The sequence below is a fragment of the Pseudofrankia coriaricola genome, assembly GCF_001854805.1.
Lineage (GTDB): Bacteria > Actinomycetota > Actinomycetes > Frankiales > Frankiaceae > Pseudofrankia.
On sequence record NZ_MBLO01000274.1, the window covers coordinates 18,929 to 43,915 of the forward strand.

Here is a 24,987-nt window from a genome sequence, read left to right on the forward strand (position 1 = left end):
GGTGGCTGGCGTTGGCCTTGGGAGTCGTGGTTGTTTCTCAGCCGCCGCGGGGTGCGCGGCCGGCGCCTGGGCGGGCCTGGCGGGTGGTCGGCGAGCCGTCGGGCGTGCCCGCGGCGTTCTGCTGGCCCGAGTGGAGGTAAAGCAGGACCGCCTTGACGCGGCGGTTCAGGTCCGGTTCGTCGGTCAGGCCCAGCTTGGCGAAGATCGAGTTACTGTGCTTCTCGACCGCGCGCTCCGAGAGCACCAGGCTCGCGGCGATCGCCGCGTTGCTCCAGCCCTGGGCCATGTGGCTGAGCACCTCACGCTCCCGCGGGGTCAGCCGGTCGAGCTCGGAATGGGTGCGCCTGGTGTTGGCGGCGACGAGGCCCTCGACGACAGCCGGGTCGATCACCGACTCGCCGGCCGCCACCGCGCGGATCGCCCGCAGCAGCTCGTCCAGCCCGGCGACGCGTTCCTTGAGCAGGTAGGCACGCCCGGCCGAGCCGCCTTCCAACAGCGCGAGCGCGTAGGTGGCCTCGGCGAACTGGCTGAGCACGACGACGCCGACACCCGGGTGCTCCCGGCGTAGCCAGGCGGCGACCTGGATGCCCTCGTCGGTCCGCGTCGGCGGCATCCGGATATCCGTGACGACGACGTCCGGGGACAGCTCGCGGACGGCCTGCTCCACCGACGGCCGGTCCGTGACGGCGCCGACCAGCTCCACTCCGTCGGTCCGCTCGATCAGCGTCGCGAGGCCATGCCGTAGCAGCGCATCGTCCTCGGCGAGCAGTACGCGGATGGCCACCGTCTAACCCTAAGCGCACGATCGCGCCGACGTGGCGGCCGCCCTTGCGCGGATATATGTCTCGTCGGCGACGGAGCGCGGAAACCGGCCCAGGGGTACCGACACGCGGAAGAGCGCGCCGGCCCGACGCCCGGGTCCGGGAAATCCGCGGCCATTGCGGACGAGATCTGGCCGCTATCGCTTCTAGCGTCGAATCCGACGGACGACGGCGGCGGATCCACCGCCAGGCCCCGGAAGGCGGGACCCCGCGGCATCGAACGTCATCCCCTGACAGGCGCGCAGGAAGGACCATCGACGATGACGGCGATCATCACCACCACGAGCTCGGCCACCGGCACCGCAACCCTCGAGCCTGGCGCGGAGGCCCCGGCCAACGCCGGCGAGGCCGCGGCGGCGGCCAGCGAGGCCGGCGCCGGCGCTCCCGCGCTCACCGGCGAGCACACCGACCTGCTGGAGACACTGGCGCGCCACCGGTTCTTCCTGCGCTTCACCACCAAGGACCTGACCGACGAGCAGGCCGCCGCCCGCACCACGGTGAGTGAGCTGACCCTCGGCGGGCTGGTCAAGCACGTCGCCCTCACCGAGCGGCGGTGGATGGACTTCGTGGTGCGCGGCGGGGACGCGTTCGCGAACGGCTTCAGTGAGCGTGAGGCGGAGTTCCGCCTGGTGGAGGGTGAGACGCTCGCCGGCGTCCTGGCGCGCTACGAGGAGGTCGCCCGGCGTACGGAGGAGATCGTCGCCGGCATCCCGGACCTCGGGGCCGGCCATCCGCTGCCGGAGGCGCCCTGGTTCGAGCCGGGCGCGAGCTGGTCGGCCCGCCGCGTGCTCCTGCACCTCATCGCGGAGACCTCCCAGCACGCCGGCCACGCCGACATCATCCGCGAGTCCCTGGACGGCGCCCGCACCATGGGCTGATCCCATCCCGGGCTGATTCGCGAACGCGGCCCAGCCCCCTCGGCCCGGCGGCCACGCCCGGCGGCGCGCGGCGCATGCCAGGCGGCGCATGCCAGGCGGCGCACGCCCGGCGGCGGGCGGCGCGCGAATCAGTGGACTCCGCGTCTCGGCTTACGCGGATCTCGGGAGGCGCTGAGCCTCCGCGCCCGGCGGACCCGATCCGATGATCTGGTGGAGTATTCGACCTATAGCTCGGAAAAATTCCACCAGATCATGGAGCAGCGTCGCGCGCGGGACCGGCAAGGGCGACGCCCTGGGGCCGATTGCCAGCACGCCGCGGCCCGCTGGCTGCTGGCAGCGTTTAGGAACCCGTTCAGGAAAACCACAGACGCCCCGGCGACCCTGAACACATGACAACGCACGAGCCGGTGTCGCGCGCCACCGCGGCGGACCTGCCGGGGCAGCGAGCCGTCCCTGACGACGCCGAGGCCGTCGGCGCCGCGACCGGCCCGACTGCCGCGGCCGGCACGTTTGGCACGTCCAAGAGCGTCCCTGCCGCGGTGGGCGCGGCAGGGACCATCGCCGTGGCCGCTCCGCCCGCGCCGGCTGGTCCGCGCGAGCCGGTCGGCCAGCCGGGAGCCGCGGACCTGGCCGGTCTGGCAGGGCCGTACGGCGGCCCGGCGGACGGCGGCCCGGGAGACGGCGGCCCGGGAGACGGCGGCCCGGGAGACGGCGGCCCGGGATGGCGCGGGCGGCTCGCGCGGGTGGCCAGGGGACCGGCGGACGACCCGCGGTGGGCCCGACCGGCGTTGCTCGTGCTGCTGGCGGCGACGGCGGTGCTCTACCTGTGGGGGCTGGGCCGGTCCGGGTGGGCGAACGCCTTCTACTCGGCGGCGGCCCAGGCCGGCGGGCAGAGCTGGAAGGCGCTCTTCTACGGGTCCTCGGACGCCGGTAACTCGATCACCGTCGACAAGCCGCCGGTCGCGATGTGGCTGATGAGCCTGTCGGTGCGGATCTTCGGCCTGAGCTCGTGGAGCATTCTGGTGCCGGAGGCGCTGTGCGGCGTCGCCTCCGTCGGGCTGCTGTACGCGACCGTCCGGCGGGCCTTCAGCCCGGCCGCCGGCCTGATCGCCGGGCTCGTCCTCGCGACGACGCCGGTGGCCGTGCTGATGTTCCGGTTCAACAACCCGGACGCACTGCTGGTGCTGCTGCTCATCGGCGCGGCGTACGCGACGCTGCGGGCCGTCGAACGGGCGAGCGCGCGCTGGCTCGCGCTCGCCGGCGTGCTGGTCGGGTTCGGCTTCCTGACCAAGATGCTGCAGGCATTCCTGATCGTGCCGGTGCTCGCGGTGGTGTACCTGGTCGCGGCGCCGACGGGGATCGGCCGGCGGGTGCGTGACGTACTGCTCTCCGGCCTCGCGCTGGTCGCGTCGGCCGGCTGGTACATCGCCGTCGTGGAGCTCGTCCCAGCCTCCGCCCGCCCGTACATCGGCGGCTCCCAGCACAACAGCATCCTGGAGCTCACCCTCGGCTACAACGGCTTCGGCCGGCTGACCGGCGACGAGACAGGCAGCGTGGGCGGTGGCCCCGGCGGCGGGGGTGGCGGCGCCGGGGCCGCGGCCGGACGGGTGTTCGGGCCGCCGACGGCCGGCGGCGGCTGGGGCCAGACCGGCTGGGGCCGGATGTTCAACACCGAGATCGGCGGCCAGGTCGCCTGGCTGCTGCCGGCCGCGCTCGCGCTGCTCGTCGCCGGTCTGTGGGTGACGTCGCGGGTCATGCCGTTCTGGTCGGGCGGCGCGGAGCCCGCCCGCCGGCAGCTCTGGGCAACTCCGTCGCCGATGCCGTCCGCGGCCGACCATGAGCCGCCGGGCCAGCCGTCCTGGGCGCCTTCCGCGACGCACTCAGCAACCGGCCAGGAGCCGGTCCGCCAGCCGCGATGGACTCCGCGCACCGACCGGGCGCGCGCGGCGTTCCTGGTGTGGGGCGGCTGGCTGCTGGTGACGGGCATCGTGTTCAGCGAGATGCAGGGGATCTTCCATCCTTACTACACGGTCGCGCTGGCCCCGGCGATCGGCGCGCTGGTCGGCATGGGGTCGGTCGCGCTCTGGGAGCGTCGCGAGCACCCGGCGGCCGCCGTCACGCTCGCCGCTGTCACGGCCCTCACGGCGTGGTGGTGCGCCCATCTGCTCGACCGTACCGCCGGCTGGCACGAGTGGCTGCGCCCCGCCGTGCTCGTGGTGGGGCTCGCGGGCGCGGTACTGCTCCTGGGCGTGTCCCGGCTGCCGGCCCGCGCGGGCCTCGCCGTCGCGGGCCTGGCTCTGGCCGGCTGCCTGCTCGGCCCGACCAGCTATGCCCTGGCGACCGCGGACTCGCCGCATACGGGAGCGCTCCCGAGCGCGGGCCCGTCGGCCGGTGGGGGCAACGCCCGTCCCGCCGCCGGCGGCTTCCCCGGTGGCCAGGGCCGACTAGGCCAGGGCCAGGGACAGGGGCAGCAGGGCCAGGGCGGCTTCCCGTGGCAGGGCGGAACGATGCCCGGTGGCGGACTCGGCCGTGGTTTCGGCGGTGGGACGCCCAGCCTCCCCGGCGGCCAGGGCGGTACTGGTGGTCAGGGTGGCGGCATGGGCGGCCTGCTCGGCGCGACGGACCCGGGCGCGGACCTGGTGGCGTTGCTGAGGCAGAACAGCTCCGCGTACACCTGGGCCGCGGCCGCCGTCGGCTCGAACAATGCCGCCGGGTACCAGCTGGCGGCCGACGAGCCGGTCATGGCGATCGGCGGCTTCAACGGCACCGACCCGTCGCCCACACTCGCGCAGTTCCAGAAGTACGTCGCCGAAGGAAAGATTCACTACTTCATCGGTGGCGGGCTTTCCGGCCGCGGAAACGGCGGTAGTCAGCAGGCTTCCGCGATCACCGCCTGGGTCCAGGAGAATTTCACGCCCACCACGGTCGGCGGCGTCAGCATCTACGACCTGACCGCCGTCGCCGGTGAGGCAACGGACAACGGTGATGGTGCGGTCAACGGTGGAACGACAGTGACCTGAGGAAAGCTCAATTCCGCTTCGGAGTTGGCCGCCGAAAGAATTTCCGGTTCCACCAGATCGTGTGGGTGGCGGCGGCTCGGGCCGCCGGGCCCACGGGCCGCGACCCGTGGGCCGCGACCCGCGGGCTGTGGGCCGCGGCCCGTGGGTCAGGGTTGGATGGTGGCGAGGAGGTCGCCGACTTCGACGGAGTCGCCGGTCGTGTGGGTGAGTTCGGTGATGGTGCCGGCCACCGGGCTGGTGACGGCGGCTTCCATTTTCATGGCCTCGATGACGGCGAGGCGGTCGCCCTTTTCGATGGTGTCGCCGGCCTTGACGGTGTAGGTGACGATGCCGGGCAGGCCGGCGCCGATGTGGCCGGGGTTGTTCGGGTCGGCGCGGCGGGCGGCGGCGGAGACCGAGGTGATCGACTCGTCGCGGACTCGGACCGGTCGGGGCTGGCCGTTGACGCGCAGGTACAGGGTGCGGATCCCGGCGCGGTCCGGTTCGCCGATCGTCTCCAGCTCGACGATGATCTCGACACCCGGTTCCAGGAAGACGCTGGCGGGCTCGCCGGGTAGCAGGCCGTAGAGGAAGGCCTCGGTTGGGATGACGGAGCTGTCGCCGTAGAGTTCGACGGCTTTGGTGTAGTCGCGCCACGGGCCGGGGAACAGCAGCCGCGACAGCGCGGCCCGGCGGTCCTGGCCGGCAAGCGCGGCTTGGTCATCGGGGGCGAGGTCGACCGCGGGCGGGGCGGGGCGACGGCCGGCGAGGGCGCGCTCGCGGAAGGGCTCGGCGAAGCCGGCGGGTGGGGTGCCGAGCTCACCGGCCAGGTAGCCCAGCACGCTCGCGGGCAGGTCGAACTTCTCCGGTTCGGTGCGCAGGGTCTTCGGGTCGATGTTGCCGCCGGCGATGAACAGGGCGAGGTCGCCGACGACCTTGCTCGTCGGGGTGACCTTGATGGGTTTGCCGAGGAGCTCGTTCGCGATCGCGTAGCACTCGGTCACCTCCGACCAGCGGTCACCGAGGCCGAGGGAGATGGCCTGTTGGCGCAGGTTCGTCAGCTGGCCGCCGGGGATCTCATGGCGATACACAGCCCCCGTCGGTGCCCGCAGACCGGCCTCGAACGGCGCGTACAGGTCGCGGACCGCCTCCCAGTAGGCCTCCAGCGCCGAGAGCGCCGCGAGCGGGATGCCAGTGGCCCGCGGGGTGTGGTCGGTCGCGGCGACCAGCGCGGACATGTTCGGTTGGCTGGTGCCGCCCGACATCGGCGCCGCCGCCGCATCCACCGCGTCGACGCCGGCGTTCGCCGCGGCGAGCAGGGTCGCGAGCTGGCCGCCGGCGGTGTCGTGGGTGTGCAGGTGGACCGGCACGTCGAAGCGTTCCCGCAGCGCCGTGACCAGCCGGGTCGCGGCCGGGGGGCGCAGCAGACCGGCCATATCCTTGATCGCGAGCACGTGCACGCCAGCACCGACGAGCTGCTCGGCGAGGCGCAGGTAGTAGTCGAGGGTGTAGATCCGCTCGCCCGGGTCGGTGAGGTCGCCGGTGTAGCACAGGGTGCCCTCGGCGATCGCCGCCGTGTCCTGGACGACGGCGTCGATGGCGGGGCGCATCTGCTCGATGTCGTTGAGCGCGTCGAAGATGCGGAACAGGTCGATCCCGGTCGCCGCGGCTTCCTGGACGAACGTCTGGACCATCTCGTCGGGGTAGGGGGTGTAGCCGACGGCATTACGGCCGCGTAGCAGCATCTGCAGGCAGATGTTCGGCGCGGCCTCGCGCAGCGCGGCGAGCCGGTCCCACGGGTCCTCGGACAGGAACCGCAACGCCACGTCGTAGGTCGCCCCGCCCCAGCACTCCAGACTGAGCAGGTTCGGGGTGAGGCGGGCGAACGCCGGGGCGGCGGCCAGGATGTCGAAGCTGCGCAGCCGGGTCGCCAGCAGCGACTGGTGGGCGTCACGCAACGTCGTGTCCGTCACCGCGAGTGTCGTCCGCGCCCGCAGCCGGGACGCCCACCCGGCGGGGCCGACCTCGGCGAGCAGCTGACGCGACCCCGCCACCAGCCCATCCGGCCCGTCGGACTCGCCCGGCCCGTCAGCCGCCTCCAGCGCGGGTAGCAGCCGGCGCGGGTCGGTGAACGCCGCGCCGGCCGGCCGCTTGTGGCCGTTGACCGTCGCGTGCGCGAGACGGGCCAGCATCCGGCTGGTCTTGTCGGTGCCACCGTCACCGGCCAAAAGCCACGGCCGCTCGTCGATGAAGGACGTCGTCACCCCACCGGCCAGGAACGCCTCGTCGGCGAGCAGCCGGGACAGGAACTCGATGTTGGTCCGTACCCCGCGGATCCGGAACTCCCGCAACGCCCGGCGCGCCCGCCGCGACGCCTTCTCCACCGTGCCGCCCCGACACGTCAGTTTCACCAGCAACGAGTCGAAATACGGGCTGACCTCGGCGCCGGAGTAGGTCGCACCATCCAGGCGCACCCCCGGACCGCCCGGCGACTGGTAGTAGGAGATCCGACCGGTGTCCGGACGGAAGTCCTGCGCCGGATCCTCCGTCGTCACCCGGCACTGGATCGCCGCGCCGCGGATCGTGACCGCCTCCTGGGGCAGGTTCAGATCCGCCAACGTGTCTCCCGCGGCGATCCGCAGCTGCGCACCCACCAGATCCACACCGGTGACCTCCTCGGTCACCGTGTGCTCGACCTGGATCCGCGGGTTCATCTCCATGAACGTGTACCGGCCATCCGCCCCGACCAGGAACTCCACCGTCCCCGCGTTCACATAGCCCACATGCCGGGCGAACCGCACCGCCGCGTCGCACAACCCGTCGCGCACCGCCGGATCCAGCCGCGGCGCCGGCGCGATCTCCACGACCTTCTGATGACGGCGCTGCACCGAACAGTCCCGCTCAAACAGATGGATCACCGCCCCGGTCGCATCCCCGAGGACCTGCACCTCGATGTGACGCGGACGGTCCACCGCCTGCTCCAGGAACACCGTCCCGTCACCGAACGCCGCCGCCGCTTCCCGCACCGCCGAGCCCACCGCATCCGCCAGGTCCGCCGCCCGCGCCACCCGCCGCAGACCCCGCCCACCACCACCCGCCGACGCCTTCACGAACAGCGGGAAACCAACCTCCTCCGCCGCCGCCAGCGCACCAGTCCCATCCGGCAGCGGCACCGACGCCCGCAACACCGGCAACCCCGCCGTGATCGCCGCGTTCCGCGCCGCGACCTTGTCCCCCGTCAGCCGCAGCACCGCCGGCGGCGGCCCGACGAACGTGATCCCCGCCGTCGCGCACGCCTCCGCGAGCGCCGCGGATTCCGACAGAAACCCATACCCTGGATGCAGCGCATCCGCCTCCGCGTGCTTCGCGACCCGCAGCAACTCGTCGATGTCCAGGTAGCCCCGCACCGGATGCCCGGGCTCGCCCAGCTCGTACGCCTCGTCGGCCTTCGTCCGATGCAGCGACGAAACATCCTCGGGCGTGTACACCGCGACCGTCCGCAAACCCAGCTCATGGGCCGCACGAGACACCCGTACCGCGATCTCACTGCGATTGGCGACCAGGACCTTGTGCACGCGTGCTCCTCACCGGGCTTAGCGTCTCCGGCGCCGTGTGGGCACCAGCGTCGGACAGACGGACGGGGAACCTGCGGTTAGCGGTCCATTCTGGCGGGCTCTGGGAGGGGGGACCAGGGCAACGTGGGGTGACTCACCACAGCGGAGCGACACACCACGTAGTCATCGGGACACAGAGAGGGTTCGGGCGTCGAGACCTGGCCATCGGAGGGTCAACGATCGGCCATCCGCCCGCAACCGGTCAAGCGCCGCGCGCACGCCCGCGGCACGCGGCTCGCTCAGCCCTGCCACCACTGGCGAGGGCGCTCAGGCGAGGGCGTCTAGAGGGCCAAAGGGCGTGCGAAAATGATCTTCCTTCGCACGCCCGGCGGCCGTTGCCCCCAGGATCACTAACGGGTGTAGATGATCTCCCAGAGGCGGGCCGTGGCGTCTGTGCTCGTCGTCGCGAGCAGCAGGCCGAACGGGGCGAACGCGCAGCTCATGACGGTGCCGCTGTGACCGGACAGCGTCGCGACCTCGACCCCGGTGCTGACGTCCCACAGGCGGGCGACGTCGTCGGTGCTCGCGGTCGCGAGCAGCTGGCCGTCGGGGGAGAACGCGCAGCTCTGCGCCGAACCGCCGAGCGTCATCGTCGTCGTGCCGGTCGGGACGTCGGTCACCCGGGTGCCGTCGTTGCTGGTGGTGGCCAGCAGCAGGCCGTCGGGCGAGAACGCGCACCCGTTCGCGAAGTTCGTGTGCCCGGGCACCTTCATGATGCTCTCGCCGAGCGCGACGTCCCACAGGAAGATTGCCTCGGCGCCGGCCGAGACCAGCAGCCGCCCGTCGGGCGAGAACGCGCAGCCGTAGATCGAGCCGCGGTGGTCGCCGGTGAGGGAGGCGATCTGCTTGCCGGTCGAGACACCCCACAGCTTGACGGTCCGGTCGGTGCTGGTGGTGGCCAGCAGGGTGCCGTCGGGGGAGAACGCGACGCCGTAGACGGGGCCCTTGTGGCCGGAGAACGCCGCCGTCTCGGCCCTGGTCGCGACGTCGAAGATCCGGATCGTCTTGTCGCTGCCGGTGATGGCGATCAGCTTGCCGTCCGGGGAGAACGCGCAGCTGTTCGGGATCGAGCTCTTGCGGCCGGGAACGGCCAGCTCGTCCACCGACCGTCCGGTGTTCACGTCCCAGAGCTGGATGCCGTCCTTGCTGGTGGTGGCCAGCAGCCGGCCGTCGGGAGAGAACCCGCAGCTTGTCACGTCGCGCTCGTGGCCGGTCAGGGTTGCCCGCAAGCTGACCTCGACGAGGTGCGCCGGCCGGTGCGAGCGCTCGATCGTCGCGCCGCCGCGCAGGTCGGCGCCACCGCCACCGTTGCCGCGCGACTGGCCGAGCGGTATGGGCGAGGTCGGCAGGGTGGTGGCGATCCAGTCATGCTCGGTGATGGACGTGCCCGGCCTGGCGTGCGTGTGCAGCAGGCTGCCGGAGGCCTCCGCGGCCAGGTCGAACAGCGAGCCGTCGGTCAGGCGCACCCGGGCGAGCACGGTGCCCGCCTCGAACCGTGCGCCGGGCTCGGCGAGCCAGCGGACCATCGTCGCGGTGCCGCCGGGGATCTCCCAGCGGGCCGGCTGGACGACCGGGCTGGGCCTGGCCGCGACCGTGCGCCGGGTGGAGACCGAGGCGGCCCAGGCCGCCGCGCCGCGCACGACCGCGAGTTCCGGCTCCAACGGGACGAACAGCTCCTGGGGCGGCCAGTCGGTGGCGACGCCCAGCTTCCCGGACAGGATGTCCGCGACCACCGGCATCCGCGAGCCGCCGCCGACGAGCAGCACCCCGCCCAACTTCTCCGCCGGGACGTCGGCGGCGTCGAGCAGGTGCTGGCAGCAGGCCATCGTGCGGGCCAGCGTCGGCGAGGCGAGCTGGACGAAGCGCTCACGGTCGATGCCGACGAGCAGCCCGGCGGGGCCGAACACGTCCTCGACCATCGGCACGTCGGTGAGCTGGTGCTTGAGCTGGCGGGCAAAATCGATCAGCTCGTGGCGGGTGCGCCGCGCGGCGGTCTGGAACACCTCGCCCGGGCCCGTCGGGTTGAGCAGCGGCTCGAGGCTCGGGCCGTGGATGCCGAGGATCTCGTCGAAGAGCAGCTGGTCGAGGTCGCGTCCGCCGCAGTCGTAGAGCGAGGAGTGGCCGATCACCTCGTGCCGGCCGGACGAGCCGACCGCGATCAGCGCCGCGTCGAATGTGCCGCCGCCGAGGTCGTAGACGAGCATCAGGTCGCCGGGGTGCGGGCGGCCCGCGCCGAGCGGCGCCCATGCGGCCGCGACCGGCTCGGCGAGCAGGTCGACGTCGACGAAACCGGCGGCCTCGGCCGCGCCGATCATGAGTCGGCGCAGCGGGCCGGCGGGGTCGTACACCGCGGGGATGGTGACGACGGCGCGCGGCAGCGCCCCGCCGAGCTGGGCCTCCGCCTCGGACTTCAGCGCGGCCATCGTCGCGGTGACCAGCCTGGCCGGCGGGTAGGTCCGCCCGTCGAGCACCACCGGGGCCTCACGGCGCAGGTCCCGTTTGACCTCGCCGCGGTATGCCGCGGGCCAGATCCGCTTGCGACGCTCGGCGAGCGTGCCGACGATCAGGTTCTCGCCGTCCGCGAACACCGACGAGGGCCAGGACACCGCTCCGCTGGCGGACTCCCTGACCAGCTCGACCTGACCGTCGACCACGTATGCCGCGGACGCTCGGAAGGTGCCGTAGTCGATCGCGAGGATCGGCTCACCCACCGCGCCCTCCGTCTGTCTTGCCGGGCCTCGCGAGCGAGCCGCCGGTGATCGAACAAATACCGGTGACCCGTCGCGTCTGCCGCCTGGTATCAGCGCGCCATCCGCTCCGGGCCGCTGTGTGCCCTCCAACCCGTCGCGGTTCGGGCTCCTCCCGGATCGGCTTCGCCGGTCCGACCTTCACCCATCGCCGGCACAAGGCCGGCCCACCATCCGCTACGGGTGGCCCCGTGGTCGCCGGCCGGCATCATCGCCAAGCGGTCGACTTGTCCGATCGATCCTAGCCGAGTGCCTCGTGGGCCCCTTCGCGCGGGTAGCCGCCCCTCTCCCGTGTTGATCATCTCGCTCAACGTGGCCGATTTGTGCCAGCGTTTACCGAACGCGCCTTCCCCGTCGATCCGCCTGGCCGGTTTCCGTTGGAGCTCCGCCGGCGGCGGGGTCGGGGTGGTCGTCGACCCGCCGGCTGGATCCCCGTGTCTCGCCGATCCGGCGGAACCCGAGCCCGGGCCGTCGCCGCCGCCGACTACCGGCCCCGAGCCTGCCGAGCCTGCCGAGGAAGGGGGCGCGACCGACCGAGGCGTCATATCTCACTCCGTTCGGTGGCATGTGTGAGACAGCGCGGTGGTGGTACGGGCACGCTGAGTAGGTGCCGTGAAGGAGGCCGAGATGAGCCCCACAACGCTCCCAAGCCGCACGACGTTCGCGACCCGGGCTGTGCGAGTGGTCTGGGCGGTGCGGGCGGGATCACCGCGTTCGCACCGCTCGGTGATGCCGCCGCCGTCGCCCGGTCCGACGCCGGGCCCCGGCGAACCGATTCCTCCGGCGCCGATCCCGGACCCCCAGCCGCCGGCCCCCGATCCCGACCCGGTCCCGCCGTCCCCGATGCCGGATCCGTACCCGCCGCCAGTACCGGGCCCCGACATTCCCGTCCCGCCCATCCCCACGCCGGAACCGCTCTGACACCAGGACACCCAGACCCCCAGACCCCAGAGTGCCAGTGCCGAACGGTTGATCGGCTCAGACGCCGGTGGGTGAAGGCGCTGGCGGGAAGGTTGGTGGATGGGCGAGCGGGTACGTCCGCGGTATGAGCCACCGCCCAGACGGCATCCCTGGCCGCGAGCTGTCCGACGCGGCTCTGGTTCGCGAAGTGCGTCAACTGCACCGAACCCGACATGCGACGTTCCTCGAAGGTAGTGAGGACGCATTCGAGACGCACACCCGGCGGATGATGGAGCTGGAGCGCGAGTACCTGCGCCGCTTCCCGGACGCCGTCAGCCCTGACCCGCGCCGCACCCGTGCGGGCCGCCGCCGCGCGGCGGGCCTTCCCGCGTAGCGGGCCAAAGGAGGTGCGAAAATGCTCCTCCTTCGCACCTCCGGAGGCCCACGTCCCAGAAGCACTGCCGAAGGAGGTGCGAAAATGCTCCTCCTTCGCACCTCCGGAGGTCCCCGCCTCAGAAGCACTAGACCTGGCGCCCGGCGTCTTTCAGGCGGATCAGGTCGGCGGGGGTGTCGATGTCGTCCGGGCTCCCGACGTCCTCGCAAGGCACCTGGAGTACGCGGTCCGGGTTGGCGCGTAGCCAGGCGCGGGCGCCGACGTCACCGCGGGCCAGCCGGGCGACGTCCGGCCAGATCTCGCGACGAAGCAGCACCGGGGTCCGTGGCTGGCCCGCATAGCTGGCGACGACCGCCGCCAGCTGTGGCTGTCTGTCCGGACCATCCAGATCTGTGTGTGCCGCGTCGATGAGGCGGCGGATGAGCGCGGGGCTGACGAGTGGCTGGTCGACGAGCGCGACGACCACCCCGGCCAGGTCGTCCGCCGTGAGCGCGGCGAGGCCCGCGCGCAGCGATGCACCCATGCCCTCGGGCCAGTCGGCCACCCGGACGACCCGCGTCGGCACCGCCTCCTCCGGGGACGAGGCGGCCGGCGGGCCGCCGTCGGTGGCGCCCGCGCCGTCCAGGGCGGCGGCGACCTCCTCGGCCGCCGCCCCGACCGTCACCGTCAGCGGCGAGCAGCCGCCGGCGGCGAGCAGGCGGACGCCTCGCGCCACCAGCGGCTCGCCGTCCACCGTCAGCAACCCCTTGGGCGTCCCCATGCGTCGGCCGGCTCCCGCCGCCAACAAAAGCCCCGCTACCCGCACACGTGGTTCTTACCTCGGCACCATCCTCGCGGCCCCGGTTGGCGCACGTTCCGGCCAGGTGATCGTCGTCCTCCCCCGCCCCGGCTCGAGTGCCTCTGATCGCGGGCTGGGCAGAGGAACGCCTGGCCCTGCGTCCGGGCGCCGATCGGCGTGCCAGGCCGGCCGTCGAGGGAGTGGGATCCTGGCCGCCGCTAGCGTGGCCTTTGTCCGGACGCGCGGCAGGCGTTCCATGCCGACGGCCGCCCCGAAACGCGGATATCTCCGCTCATGCCGGGATGCCTCGCTACTGTTGGGCGATAGCCCAAATTTGGCGGCTTCGGTGTGGAGACGGATGCGCGCACCGGGTGGGCGCGCAACCCTTGAGACACCCAGGCTGACGATGCGATGGCGGAGGGTGACGCCAGGATGCGGGAGTTGACGGAGCACCTGCGCGGGTGGCGTGACGCCGGGACGCCGTTCGCGGTCGCGACGGTGGTCGGGGTACGCGGCAGCGCGCCACGCCAGCCGGGCGCGGTGATGGCCGTCGACGCCGTCGGCGAGGCGCTCGGCAGCGTGTCCGGCGGGTGCGTCGAAGGCGCCGTCTATGAGGTGGCGACCGAGGTGCTCGCCACCGGCACGGCCGTGCTCGAGACCTATGGCATCTCCGACGACGATGCGTTCTCCGTCGGCCTGACCTGCGGCGGTGTCATCGACGTGCTGGTCTCACCGGCCAGCGAGCCGCTCTTCGAGGTATTGGACGCGATCGCGGCGGACCTCCCGGTCGCCCTTGTCACCGTCCTCGCGGGCTCGGCCGCCCCATCGGCCGGCTGGCCGGCCGGCCCAGTGCCGGTCGGCCGGCAGATAGCCGTGTGGGCGGACCGGGTGGCGGGCAGCCTCGGTGCGCCCGGGCTCGACCACGCCGTCATCGACGACGCCCGCGGCATGCTCGCCGCCGGCCGCACCGGCCTGCGCCACTACGGTCCCTCGGGTCAGCGCTCCCCGGTGGACGCCGCCGCCACCACTCCCTCCGGCCTTGGCCCGACCGGCGAGAAGCGGGAGCCGCGGACCGCCGCCGTCGGCATCGCGGCGGAGGCTGCGGGCCTTCCGGCGGACGCGGTCACGGTGTTCGTGCAGTCGTTCGCGCCGCCGCCGCGGATGCTCGTGTTCGGCGCGATCGACTACGCCGCCGCGGTGGTCTCGATGGGCCGTTTCCTCGGGTACCGGGTGACGGTCTGCGACGCGCGCCCGGTTTTCGCGACCCCCCGGCGCTTCCCCGACGCGCACGAGGTGGTGTGCGAATGGCCCGCGCGGTATTTCGCCCGGGTCTGTGTGGATGAGCGGACGGTGGTCTGCGTGCTGACGCACGACTCGAAGTTCGACGTTCCGCTGCTGCGCGCGGCGCTGCGTTCCCCGGCGGGCTACGTCGGCGCGATGGGCTCCCGCAGAACGCACGAGGACCGGCTGGACCGCCTGCGCACGGACGGGCTCACCGACGAAGAGCTCGCCCGCCTGCGCTCCCCGATCGGCCTGGACATCGGCGGGCGAACCCCAGAGGAGACCGCGGTCTCGATCGCCGCCGAGATCATCCAGACGATGTGGGGTGGCACCGGTACGCCGCTGCGCCGCACGGACGGCCGCATTCACGGCGTCTCCGCCGACGTGGCGGGATGACAGGCCCGTTCACCTGGGCGGGCAGGGGAGAGCCCTCAGCTGGTGGGTCGGCCCGGTCGCCGCGGTGACGCCCCAGGCGCGCGTGTAGTCGAGGCCCCACTCCCGCGATCGTCCATTCCTGGGATCGCCGATGCCGTTTTTCCGTGGACTACCGGCGGCGCCGCGCGGGGATGCCCGCGCCCGGCGCAACGCCCGCCGCGTCGTGTTACGGGAAGCCCGCCGGCTCTCGCGAGGGCATCCGCGGGCATCCGGTCGAAAGCGATGGAACAACCGGTGCATACTGTCCCGCAACGCGGTGATCTGTCCGGTAACGCGGTGGCCGACGGACGGCCAAGGGCCGCCAATTTCCTTTGTCGCCCGCCGCGGGGACCGGCACGATCGACCTTCGTCGACGATTCAGAGGTCTCGATGCGCCGATGCCCGGCCCGTCCGCCCACCGTCCTGACCACGCTGCTGCTCGCTCTGCTGCTAGGTTCCGCGTGCGGTCAGACCCCGGCATCGGATCCGGCCACCGCGCCAGGCTCGCCGACGAACCCCGCGGTCGACACCAGCGCCCTCGCCGTCAACCATCCGACCGTCTGGGTGTGCCGGCCGGGGACGGTCGACGACGACTGTGCCGGCGGCCTGGACGTCACCATCGTCGGCCCGTCCGGACCGACGTTCGCGTTGCCGTTCCAGCCGGCAGCGAATCCGCCCGCCGACTGCTTCTACGTCTACCCGACCGTCTCAGGGGTGGGGCTCGGCAATGCGCCGCTGAAGGCGACCGATGCCGAGATCGCGATGGTCCGGGCTCAGGCGGCCCGGTTCGCGTCGGTCTGCCGCGTGTTCGCGCCGGCCTACCAGCAGTACACGGTGGTGTCCCGGCTGCAGCCGGACGGGCCGGACGACCTCTCCCGCGCCGTCGCCTTCGCCGACGTCCAGTCGGCCTGGAACGACTACCTGCTCAACGACAACCAGGGCCGGCCGGTCGTGCTCGTCGGCGATGACCAGGGCGCCGAGATGCTGCTGCGCCTCCTGCGCGAGGAGATCGAGCCCGACGCCGGCCAGCGGGCGTTGCTCGTGTCGGCGCTGCTGGTCGGCGCGGACGTGCGGGTTCGCGCCGGCGCGCTCACCGGCGGCGATCTGACGAAGATCCCCGCCTGCCAGCGGCACGACGAGTTCGGCTGCGTCGTCGCGTACTCCGCCTACCAGGGCGACGCACCGGCCGACGCCCAGTTCGGCCTGCCGTCCGCGCCGTCGCGCGGCGTCGCGGCCACGGCCGACCTCACGGACGACCCCTCCGACCTGCGGACGCTGTGCACCAACCCGGCCGCGCTCGGGGGCGGGGAGGCGGAGCTCGAGCCCTACCTGCCCACCGCCCGGCTCGTCGGCGCCCTCCTGCCCGGGCTGTCGCCCGAGAACCTGCCGGCCGCCGACACCGGCTTCGTCACCTATCCGGAGTTCCTCACCGCCGAGTGCCGGCAGGCGGGCGGCCGGGCCTGGCTCGCGGTGACGCCCAGGCCGGTGCCGGGCGGTGACCTCCGGTCGCTGCCGGTCATCGAATCACCACCGTCCTGGGGGCTGCACTTCGCCGAGTTCTCCCTGACGCTCGGAGATCTGGTCGAGCTCGCCGGCCGTCAGACCACCGCCTACCTGGGCGCGCACCAGGCGCTGGCCGGCGGCCACGGATAGGGGTGCGAACGCCCGACCCGCGCCCGGTGCCCGCGCCGGGCGCGGGTGCTGCCGCCGCCGATCCTCCGGATGGAGACCGGAGCCCCGCAGGTGGATCGGCGGGGAGGGGGTAAGAGCCTGGAGGGGGATAAGAGCCTTCAGTGGCGGGTAGCGGGATGTCAGCGTCGTCCCGCGCTCACACCGAGTCGGGGCTGTGCGGTCACCAGGTGCGCGTGCCCGGTCCGCCGCCTCGCCGCCTCGCCGGATCGGAGAGGCCCGGGGTCCTCCGGCCGGCAGGTCCGCCGGCGTCCGCGATCTGCCATCCCCGGCTCCCCACCGGCGTCAATCTCCGGAACAAGAACAGATCGGGCAGATCGATCGGGCAGGGAGTGGGGCATGACCGGCTATGCGGATCGTCGGGCGGCGGGACGTGCCCTGGCGGGCCGGGTGGTTCCCGCGGTGCCCGAGGGAGAGCCCGTGATCGTGCTCGGCCTGCCGCGCGGCGGTGTTCCGGTGGCCGCGGAGGTCGCGCGTCGACTGTCCGCGCCGCTGGAAGCGTTCGGGGTGCGCAAGCTGGGTGCGCCGGGGCAGCCAGAGTTCGCCCTCGGCGCGATCGCGACCGGCGGGATCAGGGTGGTCAACGAGGCGGTCGTAGGCCGGCTGGGCCTGACCGACGCCGAGCTTGAGACGCTCGTCGCCCGGGAGATGGCGGAGCTCGCGCGCCGCGAGCACACCTACCGGGACGGCCGCCCGGCGCCGGCGCTCGCCGGCCGGACGGTGGTGCTGGTCGACGACGGCCTGGCCACGGGCGCGACGATGGTCGCCGCGGCGCGCGCCGCGCGGGCGGCTGGGGCGGCCCGGCTCGTGGCGGCCGTTCCCGTCGCGTCGCCCGAGGGCGCCGACGCGGTGCTCGCCGAGGTGGACGAGCTCGTCTGCCCGTTGTACCCGCCCGATTTCATGGCCGTCGGCCAGTTCTACGACGACTTCGCGGCCACGTCCGACGAGGAGGTCCGCGACCTGCTCGGAGTCCTCCTTCCGCACCGATCGGCTAGATAACGGCCTGGCGCCTGCCGCCACGTGCGTCCCTGTCCACCAGGCAGCCGATCCCGACTTCCCAGATCGCAGACTTCCCAGATCGCAGACCTCCCAGCAGACCTCCCAGGCGGGGACCCCGGGCTCCCAGACCTCCCCGATCGCTGACCTCCCAGATCGGCTCCGCCGATCCGGCAGGGACCCTGTCGCCAATCGGGCAGGGACCCCGGGTCCGGCAGGGACCCCGGGAGACCCCGCGGACGGGTCGGGCGAAAGGGATATCTGGCATACCTGCCTGGTCGGTGGATCGGTTCTGAGGCCGGTGATGACTGCCGGTTGGTAGGCGCGCCGACCGCGCGACGTGCCAAGCTCCCGACTAGCCAATCGGCGGGAAGGGGTGAAGCGGGCATGTCGCGCCCAGATGAACCCAGCTCCAACCGCGAGCGAGTGAGCGCCCACAAACTATAGATTCCCGGCAGATGGGCTCGTGTTGTCGTGTTCGCTCCTCCCAGCGATGGCTCGCTCGTCGGCGAACGGCTGGCAGCGGCGGACCTGGCGAGGCAGCTGACCACATAGGGAAGGAGAGATCCCCGTGACCGCAGCGGACACCGCGGACCTCGTGCTACGGGTCGTCGTCGGGCTGACGATCGTGGCACACGGCTACAACCACATTTTCGGGCCGGGAGGCATCCAGGGCACCGCGGGCTGGTTCGCGAGCATGGGGCTCAAGCCGGGCATCATGCACGCCTGGGCGAGCGGCCTGATCGAGCTGGCCGCCGGCGTGGGCCTGGCCGTCGGTTTCCTCACGCCGTTCAGCGCCGGTGCGATCATCGGCATCATGGTCGTTGCCGGGATGACGGCGCACCGCAAGAACGGTTTCTTCATCTTCAAGCCGGGCCAGGGCTACGAGTACGTCCTGATGATCGCGGTCGTCTGCCTGGCCATCGCCACCTTCGGGCCCGGGTACGCCTCGCTCGACCACGCGATCACGATCGACGACAACCTCGACGGCTGGCTCGGCGGCCTGATCGCCCTGGTGTTGGGTGTGGTCGGCTCGGCCGGCCTGCTGGTCACCTTCTGGCGCCCGGACCCGCCGAAGCCGGCCACCACGCCCACCCAGGATGCACAGGCCAAGCAGGACGCGTAGCGCGTGCGCGGGGGTACCGCGCACGCGCGGGTACACGCGCGGCACGGCCCACGGCGGCCAGGGAGCGCGCGACGGGCCTAGTCGGGGAGAGCGTGAAGGGAGCCATGCCCACCGGTCCGGTGGGCGTGGCTCCCTTCTACGTCTCGTCGGCGGGCTCCGCCTGCTGGGAGCCGGTTCGGCTCATCGGGAACGCCTCGACGACGCGGCCCAGCAGGGATACGAGGGCAATGCGCTCCTCGCTGGCCAGTGGCGCCAGCAACTGCTCGTTCATCGCCTCGGCGCGCTCGGCCACCTCGGAGTGGGTGTTCTCTCCTCGTACCGTCAGCCGAAGCACGTTGCGCCGGCCGTCGTGCGGGTCGCGCACCCGGCGGATCAGTCCGCGCTGGACGAGCCTGGCCACCACGTCGGCGACCGTGGAGCGGTCCAGGCAGGCGCGCTCGCCGAGGGTGCGCTGGTCGATGTCGGGCGACGCCCGCAGGCTGTTGAGCACGACGAACTGCGGTGGGGTGATCTCGGTGGAGACCGAGGCCGTCCACAGCTGGTGGATCACCTGCTGAAGGCGGCGGGCGAGGTGCCCTGGGTTGGCCGACAGGTCCGCCGCGCCGTCGTCGGCGGTTCCGGACGGTACCGACACGGTGGTCCGTCCACCATTCCCTGCCGAATGGTCGGGAAGCATCTGCGTGTTCAGGGTCTGCGTCCGTTCACTTCGGGCACCTGGGACGGGACGCGGGGAGCGGCCCGTCGTCGGGCGCTTCGCGCCCGACAGCGCGGTCTTGGGTCGATGCATATGACGGGTGGTTGGTACCGGTTCGGGGTCCGTGAGGTGGCTGGACAGGTGCGCTTACGGGAAGCGGGTCGGAGCCGGAGGCGGCGGTCGGCGGCGTGCGGTCATGATGGGTTGAGATCATAATCGTCCGCATCAGGTCGTGCTGTGGGGGAATCGCCGGAGAAGGGGGCCTCGACCCTGGAGAAGGTGGCATGTCGGCCGAAAATGTACGAACATTCCACTTTCAGGGCCCCAGGCGGACTGGATGCTCTCAATTTGACACCGAGTGCCGCCCTTGCGGCGTGCGGACAAGGCCGGCGATGCCTGACCGTCCTGACCACGTGAACGTCGGTGGGAACTTCGGTGAGCGCGTCGGATCGACCGCCCGGTAGCGTCCTCGGTGACTCTTCCATGCTTTGCCGATACCCGTCCGGGTAGGTCCGATCCGTAGCCTGGCCGCCGGCCGGGCCCAGGCAGTCGGCACCAGCCGCAGGTGACGGGAGCAGCCGATGGACCGAGGCAGCGCCAAGCACGGCCCGCAACTCGACGAGGCGATGGCCGGAGAGGTGCGCGGATATGTCCGGGCACGCCGGGATCCTTACGCGGTCGAGTGGAAGTCACCCGAGCCGCCCACGGACGACGTGTCGGAGGCCTTTGATCGCCAGGACGGGATCGGCCGGGGGAGCGCACCGCCCGGCATGTCCCTGACCGACGTGGAGGAGCGCTCGGAGCTGGCCCGCCTGCTCGGCCGGGCGGTCTTCCCCGCACGCCGCGACGAGGTGCTGGACCACCTGCGCGGCCAGAACGCCCCAGACCACATCGTCGAGGAGACTCGAGCCGCACCAGCGGATGCGCTGTTCGGGTCGCTTGGCGAACTCTGGCGGGCGCTGCACGGCGGAGCACACGTCGAGGCCAGGCGTTACTGAACCCGCCCCCTCAGACGGTCGTCGACCACCGATCCCGTCTTCGCCCAGCGCATCCGATCCCTCCGCACCGACCTGTCCGCGGTTCCTGGGGTCCCGGGGGCTTCCGGCGGCCCCGCGGGCAGCCGCGCGGTCGGCCGCCTTGTTGCCGGAGCATCTGTTGCCGGAGCATCGGACGGAGGCGCCGGAGGGCGTGTCGAACCGTTCCCTGGCCCATGAGCCGCTCTTGGCCAATCGGTGGGAACGAGGTCTGGTCCAGCCCTGGCGAGTGGCAACAAGGGCCGAAGGTCCCGGTGTCGACATAGCGGGCGCGCCGCTGGGCATGAGCGGTGCCATGAAGCGACACGCGGGTGTGCGGGGCCGCGCCAAGGCCAGACGCAGAGACGTCGGCGGACTGGTGGTCATGTGCCTGGCGCTCGGAACGGTCATCCTGGTGCTGTCCGGGCTGGTCGGGGCGTTGGACATGCTCGCGGTGGGCGCGATCCTCGGCGCTTGGGCGCTGTGCGTGGCGGCCAGGATGGTCCTCGGACGGTACGGCGAGGACTGGGCCTTCCCCGCCGGCTGGGACGTCGCCGACCTGTGGCCCCGGGTTCGAGCCGGCATGCGGCGCCGGGGGCCCACGTCATCGGCCAGGTCCGGTGCCGGCGGCCGCCGGCCCTGGGACGGTGCTCGCCGATACCTCGAAGCCCGACGTGGCCGGGGCGCGGCGGCGCGCCGACGGCTGCCCTCGCCGACATCTCCGCCGGCGGCCATGGGCCCAGGAGCGGTCCGAGCGGACGCCTCCCGACCTGGCGCCTCGCGGTCCGGCGCCTCGCGGTCCGGGGCCGCAGGGTCCGAAGCCACCAGGTCCGAAGCCACCAGGTCCGAAGCCACCAGGTCCGAAGCCACCGTGGGCGCCGCGTCGGGGTGGCCACCCGGGCCGGGTCCGACCAAAGCACGCGGCCACGGCCATGAAACCGGCCGTGGTTCGGGGGAATAGCCGTCGAATGACCGGGTAGGCCACTGGGTATGGGTGCGACGAGTGAATACGGCCGACGACCGGGTTCTGGTGGTTTGTTTCAGACTCTCGCGGCGGGGCTGGATCAGGCGGAGCGGGAGCAGACCCTCAAGCTGATCAGGCAGCGTCTTTATGCCGACAGGGCCGCCGCCGCGGCCGGGCAGCGCGAGCGCCAGGTCGATGTCGGCACACGCACACGTGCGCGCCGCCGCCGGGACAACCCCGACGAACCCAAGCGTTGAACCCGCGTCGGTCAGCCGCCGGGCGCAAGGGGAGGAGGCGCCGGGGCGCCGTATCACAGCCCAAATACGGCGCTTACCGTGATGTCGGTTTGCCGATAGGCCCGTCGGTCGTGTGACGTCGTCCGAGCACGGTTGCCGACCCGCATCGAGCAAAGTAAATCGGTCGGCCGATACGGCCTCGTGCGCGCGGATTTGCCGATACGCCGTTTGGCGGCTCAGCGCATCGGGCCACGCGTATCGGCATTCAGCGGATGGGTGCCCAGCCAGCCTGATGAGCGCCGAGTGAGCTCGGCGGGCGGTCGTAGCCATGAGTAGCGCCGCCGACGGAGCCGGCGGGCGCGATGTAGGAGAGTTCGCCGAACTCACTGCGCATCGTGCGCCGGTACGGGTCGATCTCGCCGTCCTTGGGTTCGGCCAGGTCGAACGTGTCGCGTTCGCCCAAGGACACGAGCCAGCGGCCGGTCTGCGCGAGCGAGATCCGCACGTGCCAGCTGCCGCCCTCGCCCTCGCGGCGCGCGAGCGCGGCCAGCACGCCGTGGGCGGCCAGATAGCCCGTGGCGTGGTCCAACGCCTGCGCGGGCAGTGGCACCGGCCGGTCTGACTCGCTCGCGCGGGCCCCGGCCAGCGCGATTCCCGACGCGGTCTGCACCAGGCTGTCGAAGCCACGCAGCCCGCTCCACGGGCCGACCCGGCCATAGGCGCTGATCGTCGCGACGACTATGCCCGGCCGGATCCTGGCCAGCGCCTCCGGCCCGAACCCGAGGCGGTCGAGTGCCTTGGGCCGGTAGGCCTGCACCACGACGTCCGCCTGCGCGACCAGCTCCCGTAGCCGGCGCGCGTCCGAGGCGACGCGCAGGTTCAGGAACGTGCTCCGCTTGCCGAAGCCGGTGTCGATCACCAGGGCGCGCGCATCCCCCAGGTGGGCGGCACCGACCCGCAGCACGTCTGCCCCGAACGAGGCCAACACCCGCCCGCATACCGGCCCGGCGATCACCCTTGTCATGTCCAGGACGCGCAGGCCGGCTGCCGGGCGGGATGGCGACGGACGGGCCTGCGCCTGCGCGGACAGCGCCTGCGCGGGCATCGCCGGCGCCCGTGTCCCCCGAGTCCGGCCCACGGCGGACGGCCCGCCGCGCACGTCCCCGGCGTCGCCGATCCGCGAGGTCTCCGCCAGCGGCAACCCGGCCACGGCCTGCCCGGCGGGGTGTGCCCACCACTCCCGCTCCTCGCGGGCCATCGAGGCGCACATGCCCATCGCCTGAAGCTCGGCCTCCAGGTCGGCCGCGTTGTACTGGGCCACCGCCCGGGCGACCGCGACCGGGTCCGCGTGCGTGCGGAGCAGGTCCAGCACCCCGGCCCGGTGGTGCGGCAGGTTGCAGTGCAACTGAACCCAGCGGCCGTCGCCGGCGCGGTAGTAGCCGGAGAGCGCGTCCCATGGGCTTGGCGCCGGCCGGCCGGCGATCCGCAGCAACCGCTCGCTGCGGAACGCGGCCGCGGCGTGCCGCGTGTCGACGCTGACCGGCGGGACGTCCTCGCCCGACCTGGCGGCCCACAGCTCGGCGGCGCCGTGCGCGGCCGCGGCGACGGAGATCGTGGCCGCGGCGGTCACCCGGTAGAGGCTCGGCAGGACGTCGACCGGCCCGGTGACCGTGAGGCGCGCGGCCGCGCGTGGGTCGCCGACGACGTGGGCGAACTCGGTGAGGATCCCGGCGGTCTCCCTGACCGTCTCGTGATCTTCCTCCGTGTCGTGATCCTCCGCCGTGGCCGCCGTGGCCGCCGTGGCCGCCGTGGCCACTGCGGCCGGAGCAATCGGAGCAGCCGGGGGCAGCGTCTGGGCGTCGGCGTCCTCGTCCGGTTCGCCGGACTCGTCCGCGCCGGCCGTCGCGAGTGCCTGATCCGCGGTGTCCGCCTCGGCCGCCGCCTGGCCGGTGTCTACGGGCTCGTCCTCGTCCTCAGCTTCAGCCTCGGTCTGGCCAGCGCCGGCCTCGACTGGCTGGTCGGCCTGGTTTGTCTCGGGCTCGGTGGCCGTCGCCTGGCCGATGCCGTCGGCCTGGCCGTTGTCCGCGCCTTCGGCCGGGTCGATGGCTTCGGTGGGGTCCGTGGCTTCGGTGGGGTCGGTGGGGTCCGTGGCGGCGCCGTCCATCGCGTCGGCCTCGCCCACGCCGGTGACGCCGTCCTCGGCCGGGGTGCCGTCGTCGGCATCGAGGGTGCGGTCGGCCGTGATGGCGCTGTCCGAGACGTTGTTGTCCGCCGTGGTGGCGCCGCCCGCAACGGTCTCGTCGGTCGCGGTCTCGTCGGTCGCGGTCGCGACGGCCGCTGAGTCCGGGCGAGCCTCGTCGCGCGGCCGCGGTAGCTCATCCAGCTGGTCCGCCATCTCCCCACCCACCTCAGCGCCCGTCCGGATCACCGCTGTCTACCCCGCACCTGATGTCCGACAGTGGGCGGTTCGCCACGCACAGCATCGCATCAGTTGCGACAGTATCCGGCACAACGGCCCAACCAGGACCATCATGACGAGGGGAAGCGCTTTCGTGGTGCTCGGGGAGACCGCGGGGACCCAATTCGGCGAAAAGCCGGCCCGAGCGTTGGGCCTGGAGGAACTTAGTGCTTCTGGGGACGGGGGCCTCCGGAGGTGCGAAGGAGGAGCATTTTCGCACCTCCTTTGGCCCTCTAGGAGGGCGGCACCAAGGAGGCCGGTCGAAGAGGCTCGGCCGCCCGGCGGGCGGCGACGCGATGCGCGCGGGAGGGAGAGCGCATGGCCAGGCGGACCTCGTTGTACGACCTGCTCGGTGTGTCCCCATCCGCGACTTCCGACGAGATCAGAGCGGCCTACCGCCGAGCCGCCCGAGTACTGCACCCGGACGCCGGCGGTTCGGCGGCGGCCTTCGAGCGGCTCACCATCGCCTACCACATCCTCGCCGACCCGGCGTACCGCTCCGACTACGACAGCTACCTCGCCGGCGGTGGCGGCACCGCCTCCGGCGGGAGCGCCAGGGGACCGCGGCGGGGCGCCCCACCGGGCACGGGTGCCGCGCCAGGCGGGCCCGCCGACACGGCGGCCAGGAGAGACGCCGCCGGCCGGCACCGTCCACCGGGCGATCGTCCTGGCTCAGATCGTCCTGGCTCGACGGAGAGCTTCCCCGGAGTGAGCCGCGCCGCGCGGCGCGGCTACCTGGCGATGATGAGCGTCGCCCTCACCCTGTTCATCCTGGCCGGCACCGTCGTGCGCCCCGCCTCGGTGCCGGCGGCGATCGCCATGGCCCTGGTCGCGATGGTGATCCCCCCGGTCGCCGCCATCGTTGTGAACCGCCTCCGCGCCCACCCGGTGGACCGTCCCGGGGCGCGCGCGACCGACCACGACGCCACCGAGGACCAGAGCGGGCGCTGAGTTTCGGCGCGTGGCGGGGCGCGGTCTTCCTATC

16 protein-coding genes are annotated in these 24,987 nt (G+C 72.8%); 10 read left to right on the forward strand and 6 right to left on the reverse strand.

Annotation, left to right across the window (positions count from 1 at the left end):
- Positions 1–37: 37 nt before the first annotated feature.
- Entirely contained in the window at positions 38–784 is a 747-nt protein-coding gene (locus BCD48_RS43385; protein ID WP_071054446.1) for a response regulator transcription factor, read from the reverse strand.
- A 297-nt stretch (positions 785–1,081) separates the two neighbouring features.
- On the opposite strand from BCD48_RS43385, the gene BCD48_RS43390 reads away from it, so the two are divergent.
- Both BCD48_RS43390 and BCD48_RS48245 read left to right on the forward strand, forming a co-directional pair.
- Positions 1,082–1,699, forward strand: a complete 618-nt coding sequence (locus BCD48_RS43390; RefSeq protein ID WP_083420106.1) for a DinB family protein — start codon at positions 1,082–1,084, stop codon at positions 1,697–1,699.
- Between the two features lie 389 nt (positions 1,700–2,088).
- Positions 2,089–4,719, forward strand: a complete 2,631-nt coding sequence (locus BCD48_RS48245) for an ArnT family glycosyltransferase (RefSeq protein ID WP_241842441.1) — start codon at positions 2,089–2,091, stop codon at positions 4,717–4,719.
- A gap of 146 nt (positions 4,720–4,865) precedes the next feature.
- On the opposite strand, the gene BCD48_RS43405 is transcribed toward BCD48_RS48245, so the two are convergent.
- Entirely contained in the window at positions 4,866–8,273 is a 3,408-nt protein-coding gene (locus BCD48_RS43405) for a pyruvate carboxylase (protein WP_071054448.1), read from the reverse strand.
- Positions 8,274–8,662: 389 nt separating this feature from the next.
- Positions 8,663–11,023: an Hsp70 family protein gene (locus BCD48_RS43410; RefSeq protein WP_071054450.1), complete on the reverse strand. Its 2,361-nt coding sequence runs from the start codon at positions 11,021–11,023 to the stop codon at positions 8,663–8,665.
- Positions 11,024–12,104: 1,081 nt separating this feature from the next.
- On the opposite strand from BCD48_RS43410, the gene BCD48_RS43415 reads away from it, so the two are divergent.
- Positions 12,105–12,353 (forward strand): DUF6158 family protein, encoded by a 249-nt coding sequence (locus BCD48_RS43415; RefSeq protein WP_071054452.1) that lies wholly within the window; start codon positions 12,105–12,107, stop codon positions 12,351–12,353.
- A gap of 127 nt (positions 12,354–12,480) precedes the next feature.
- Here BCD48_RS43415 and BCD48_RS43420 read toward each other — a convergent pair whose 3' ends face one another.
- Positions 12,481–13,113 (reverse strand): nucleotidyltransferase family protein, encoded by a 633-nt coding sequence (locus BCD48_RS43420; RefSeq protein ID WP_241842442.1) that lies wholly within the window; start codon positions 13,111–13,113, stop codon positions 12,481–12,483.
- Positions 13,114–13,563: 450 nt separating this feature from the next.
- Between BCD48_RS43420 and BCD48_RS43425 the strand changes: the two genes are divergently transcribed.
- The 4 genes from BCD48_RS43425 to BCD48_RS43440 all read left to right on the forward strand — a co-directional run bounded on the left by BCD48_RS43425 (position 13,564) and on the right by BCD48_RS43440 (position 18,637).
- On the forward strand, positions 13,564–14,808 hold the full coding sequence (locus tag BCD48_RS43425) for an XdhC family protein (RefSeq protein WP_071054512.1): 1,245 nt from the start codon (positions 13,564–13,566) through the stop codon (positions 14,806–14,808).
- Positions 14,809–15,216: 408 nt separating this feature from the next.
- Entirely contained in the window at positions 15,217–16,479 is a 1,263-nt protein-coding gene (locus tag BCD48_RS43430) for a DUF3089 domain-containing protein (RefSeq protein ID WP_071054457.1), read from the forward strand.
- A 375-nt stretch (positions 16,480–16,854) separates the two neighbouring features.
- On the forward strand, positions 16,855–17,514 hold the full coding sequence (locus tag BCD48_RS43435; RefSeq protein ID WP_071054459.1) for a phosphoribosyltransferase: 660 nt from the start codon (positions 16,855–16,857) through the stop codon (positions 17,512–17,514).
- Positions 17,515–18,082: 568 nt separating this feature from the next.
- Positions 18,083–18,637, forward strand: coding sequence for a DoxX family protein (locus BCD48_RS43440; protein ID WP_071054461.1), 555 nt, complete (start codon positions 18,083–18,085; stop codon positions 18,635–18,637).
- 136 nt (positions 18,638–18,773) lie between these two features.
- On the opposite strand, the gene BCD48_RS43445 is transcribed toward BCD48_RS43440, so the two are convergent.
- Positions 18,774–19,271, reverse strand: coding sequence for a MarR family winged helix-turn-helix transcriptional regulator (locus tag BCD48_RS43445; protein ID WP_071054463.1), 498 nt, complete (start codon positions 19,269–19,271; stop codon positions 18,774–18,776).
- Between the two features lie 641 nt (positions 19,272–19,912).
- Here BCD48_RS43445 and BCD48_RS43450 point away from each other — a divergent pair.
- Both BCD48_RS43450 and BCD48_RS43460 read left to right on the forward strand, forming a co-directional pair.
- Positions 19,913–20,329: a DUF2795 domain-containing protein gene (locus BCD48_RS43450; RefSeq protein ID WP_071054465.1), complete on the forward strand. Its 417-nt coding sequence runs from the start codon at positions 19,913–19,915 to the stop codon at positions 20,327–20,329.
- Positions 20,330–21,334: 1,005 nt separating this feature from the next.
- Positions 21,335–21,565 (forward strand): hypothetical protein, encoded by a 231-nt coding sequence (locus tag BCD48_RS43460; protein ID WP_071054469.1) that lies wholly within the window; start codon positions 21,335–21,337, stop codon positions 21,563–21,565.
- A 244-nt stretch (positions 21,566–21,809) separates the two neighbouring features.
- On the opposite strand, the gene BCD48_RS43465 is transcribed toward BCD48_RS43460, so the two are convergent.
- Positions 21,810–23,939 (reverse strand): CoA transferase, encoded by a 2,130-nt coding sequence (locus tag BCD48_RS43465; protein WP_349308098.1) that lies wholly within the window; start codon positions 23,937–23,939, stop codon positions 21,810–21,812.
- 381 nt (positions 23,940–24,320) lie between these two features.
- Between BCD48_RS43465 and BCD48_RS43470 the strand changes: the two genes are divergently transcribed.
- Positions 24,321–24,953, forward strand: a complete 633-nt coding sequence (locus tag BCD48_RS43470; protein ID WP_083420108.1) for a J domain-containing protein — start codon at positions 24,321–24,323, stop codon at positions 24,951–24,953.
- Positions 24,954–24,987: the final 34 nt, after the last annotated feature.

What these genes read in the sequence shown, in the direction of transcription:
- BCD48_RS43390 (WP_083420106.1), top strand. Translation starts at nt 1,082, where the DNA reads ATGACGGCGATCATCACCACCACGAGCTCGGCCACCGGCACCGCAACC.
- BCD48_RS48245 (WP_241842441.1), top strand. Translation starts at nt 2,089, where the DNA reads ATGACAACGCACGAGCCGGTGTCGCGCGCCACCGCGGCGGACCTGCCG.
- BCD48_RS43415 (WP_071054452.1), top strand. Translation starts at nt 12,105, where the DNA reads ATGAGCCACCGCCCAGACGGCATCCCTGGCCGCGAGCTGTCCGACGCG.
- BCD48_RS43420 (WP_241842442.1), bottom strand. Translation starts at nt 13,113, where the DNA reads ATGGGGACGCCCAAGGGGTTGCTGACGGTGGACGGCGAGCCGCTGGTG.
- BCD48_RS43425 (WP_071054512.1), top strand. Translation starts at nt 13,564, where the DNA reads ATGCGGGAGTTGACGGAGCACCTGCGCGGGTGGCGTGACGCCGGGACG.
- BCD48_RS43430 (WP_071054457.1), top strand. Translation starts at nt 15,217, where the DNA reads ATGCGCCGATGCCCGGCCCGTCCGCCCACCGTCCTGACCACGCTGCTG.
- BCD48_RS43435 (WP_071054459.1), top strand. Translation starts at nt 16,855, where the DNA reads ATGACCGGCTATGCGGATCGTCGGGCGGCGGGACGTGCCCTGGCGGGC.
- BCD48_RS43450 (WP_071054465.1), top strand. Translation starts at nt 19,913, where the DNA reads ATGGACCGAGGCAGCGCCAAGCACGGCCCGCAACTCGACGAGGCGATG.
- BCD48_RS43460 (WP_071054469.1), top strand. Translation starts at nt 21,335, where the DNA reads ATGGGTGCGACGAGTGAATACGGCCGACGACCGGGTTCTGGTGGTTTG.
- BCD48_RS43465 (WP_349308098.1), bottom strand. Translation starts at nt 23,939, where the DNA reads ATGGCGGACCAGCTGGATGAGCTACCGCGGCCGCGCGACGAGGCTCGC.
- BCD48_RS43470 (WP_083420108.1), top strand. Translation starts at nt 24,321, where the DNA reads ATGGCCAGGCGGACCTCGTTGTACGACCTGCTCGGTGTGTCCCCATCC.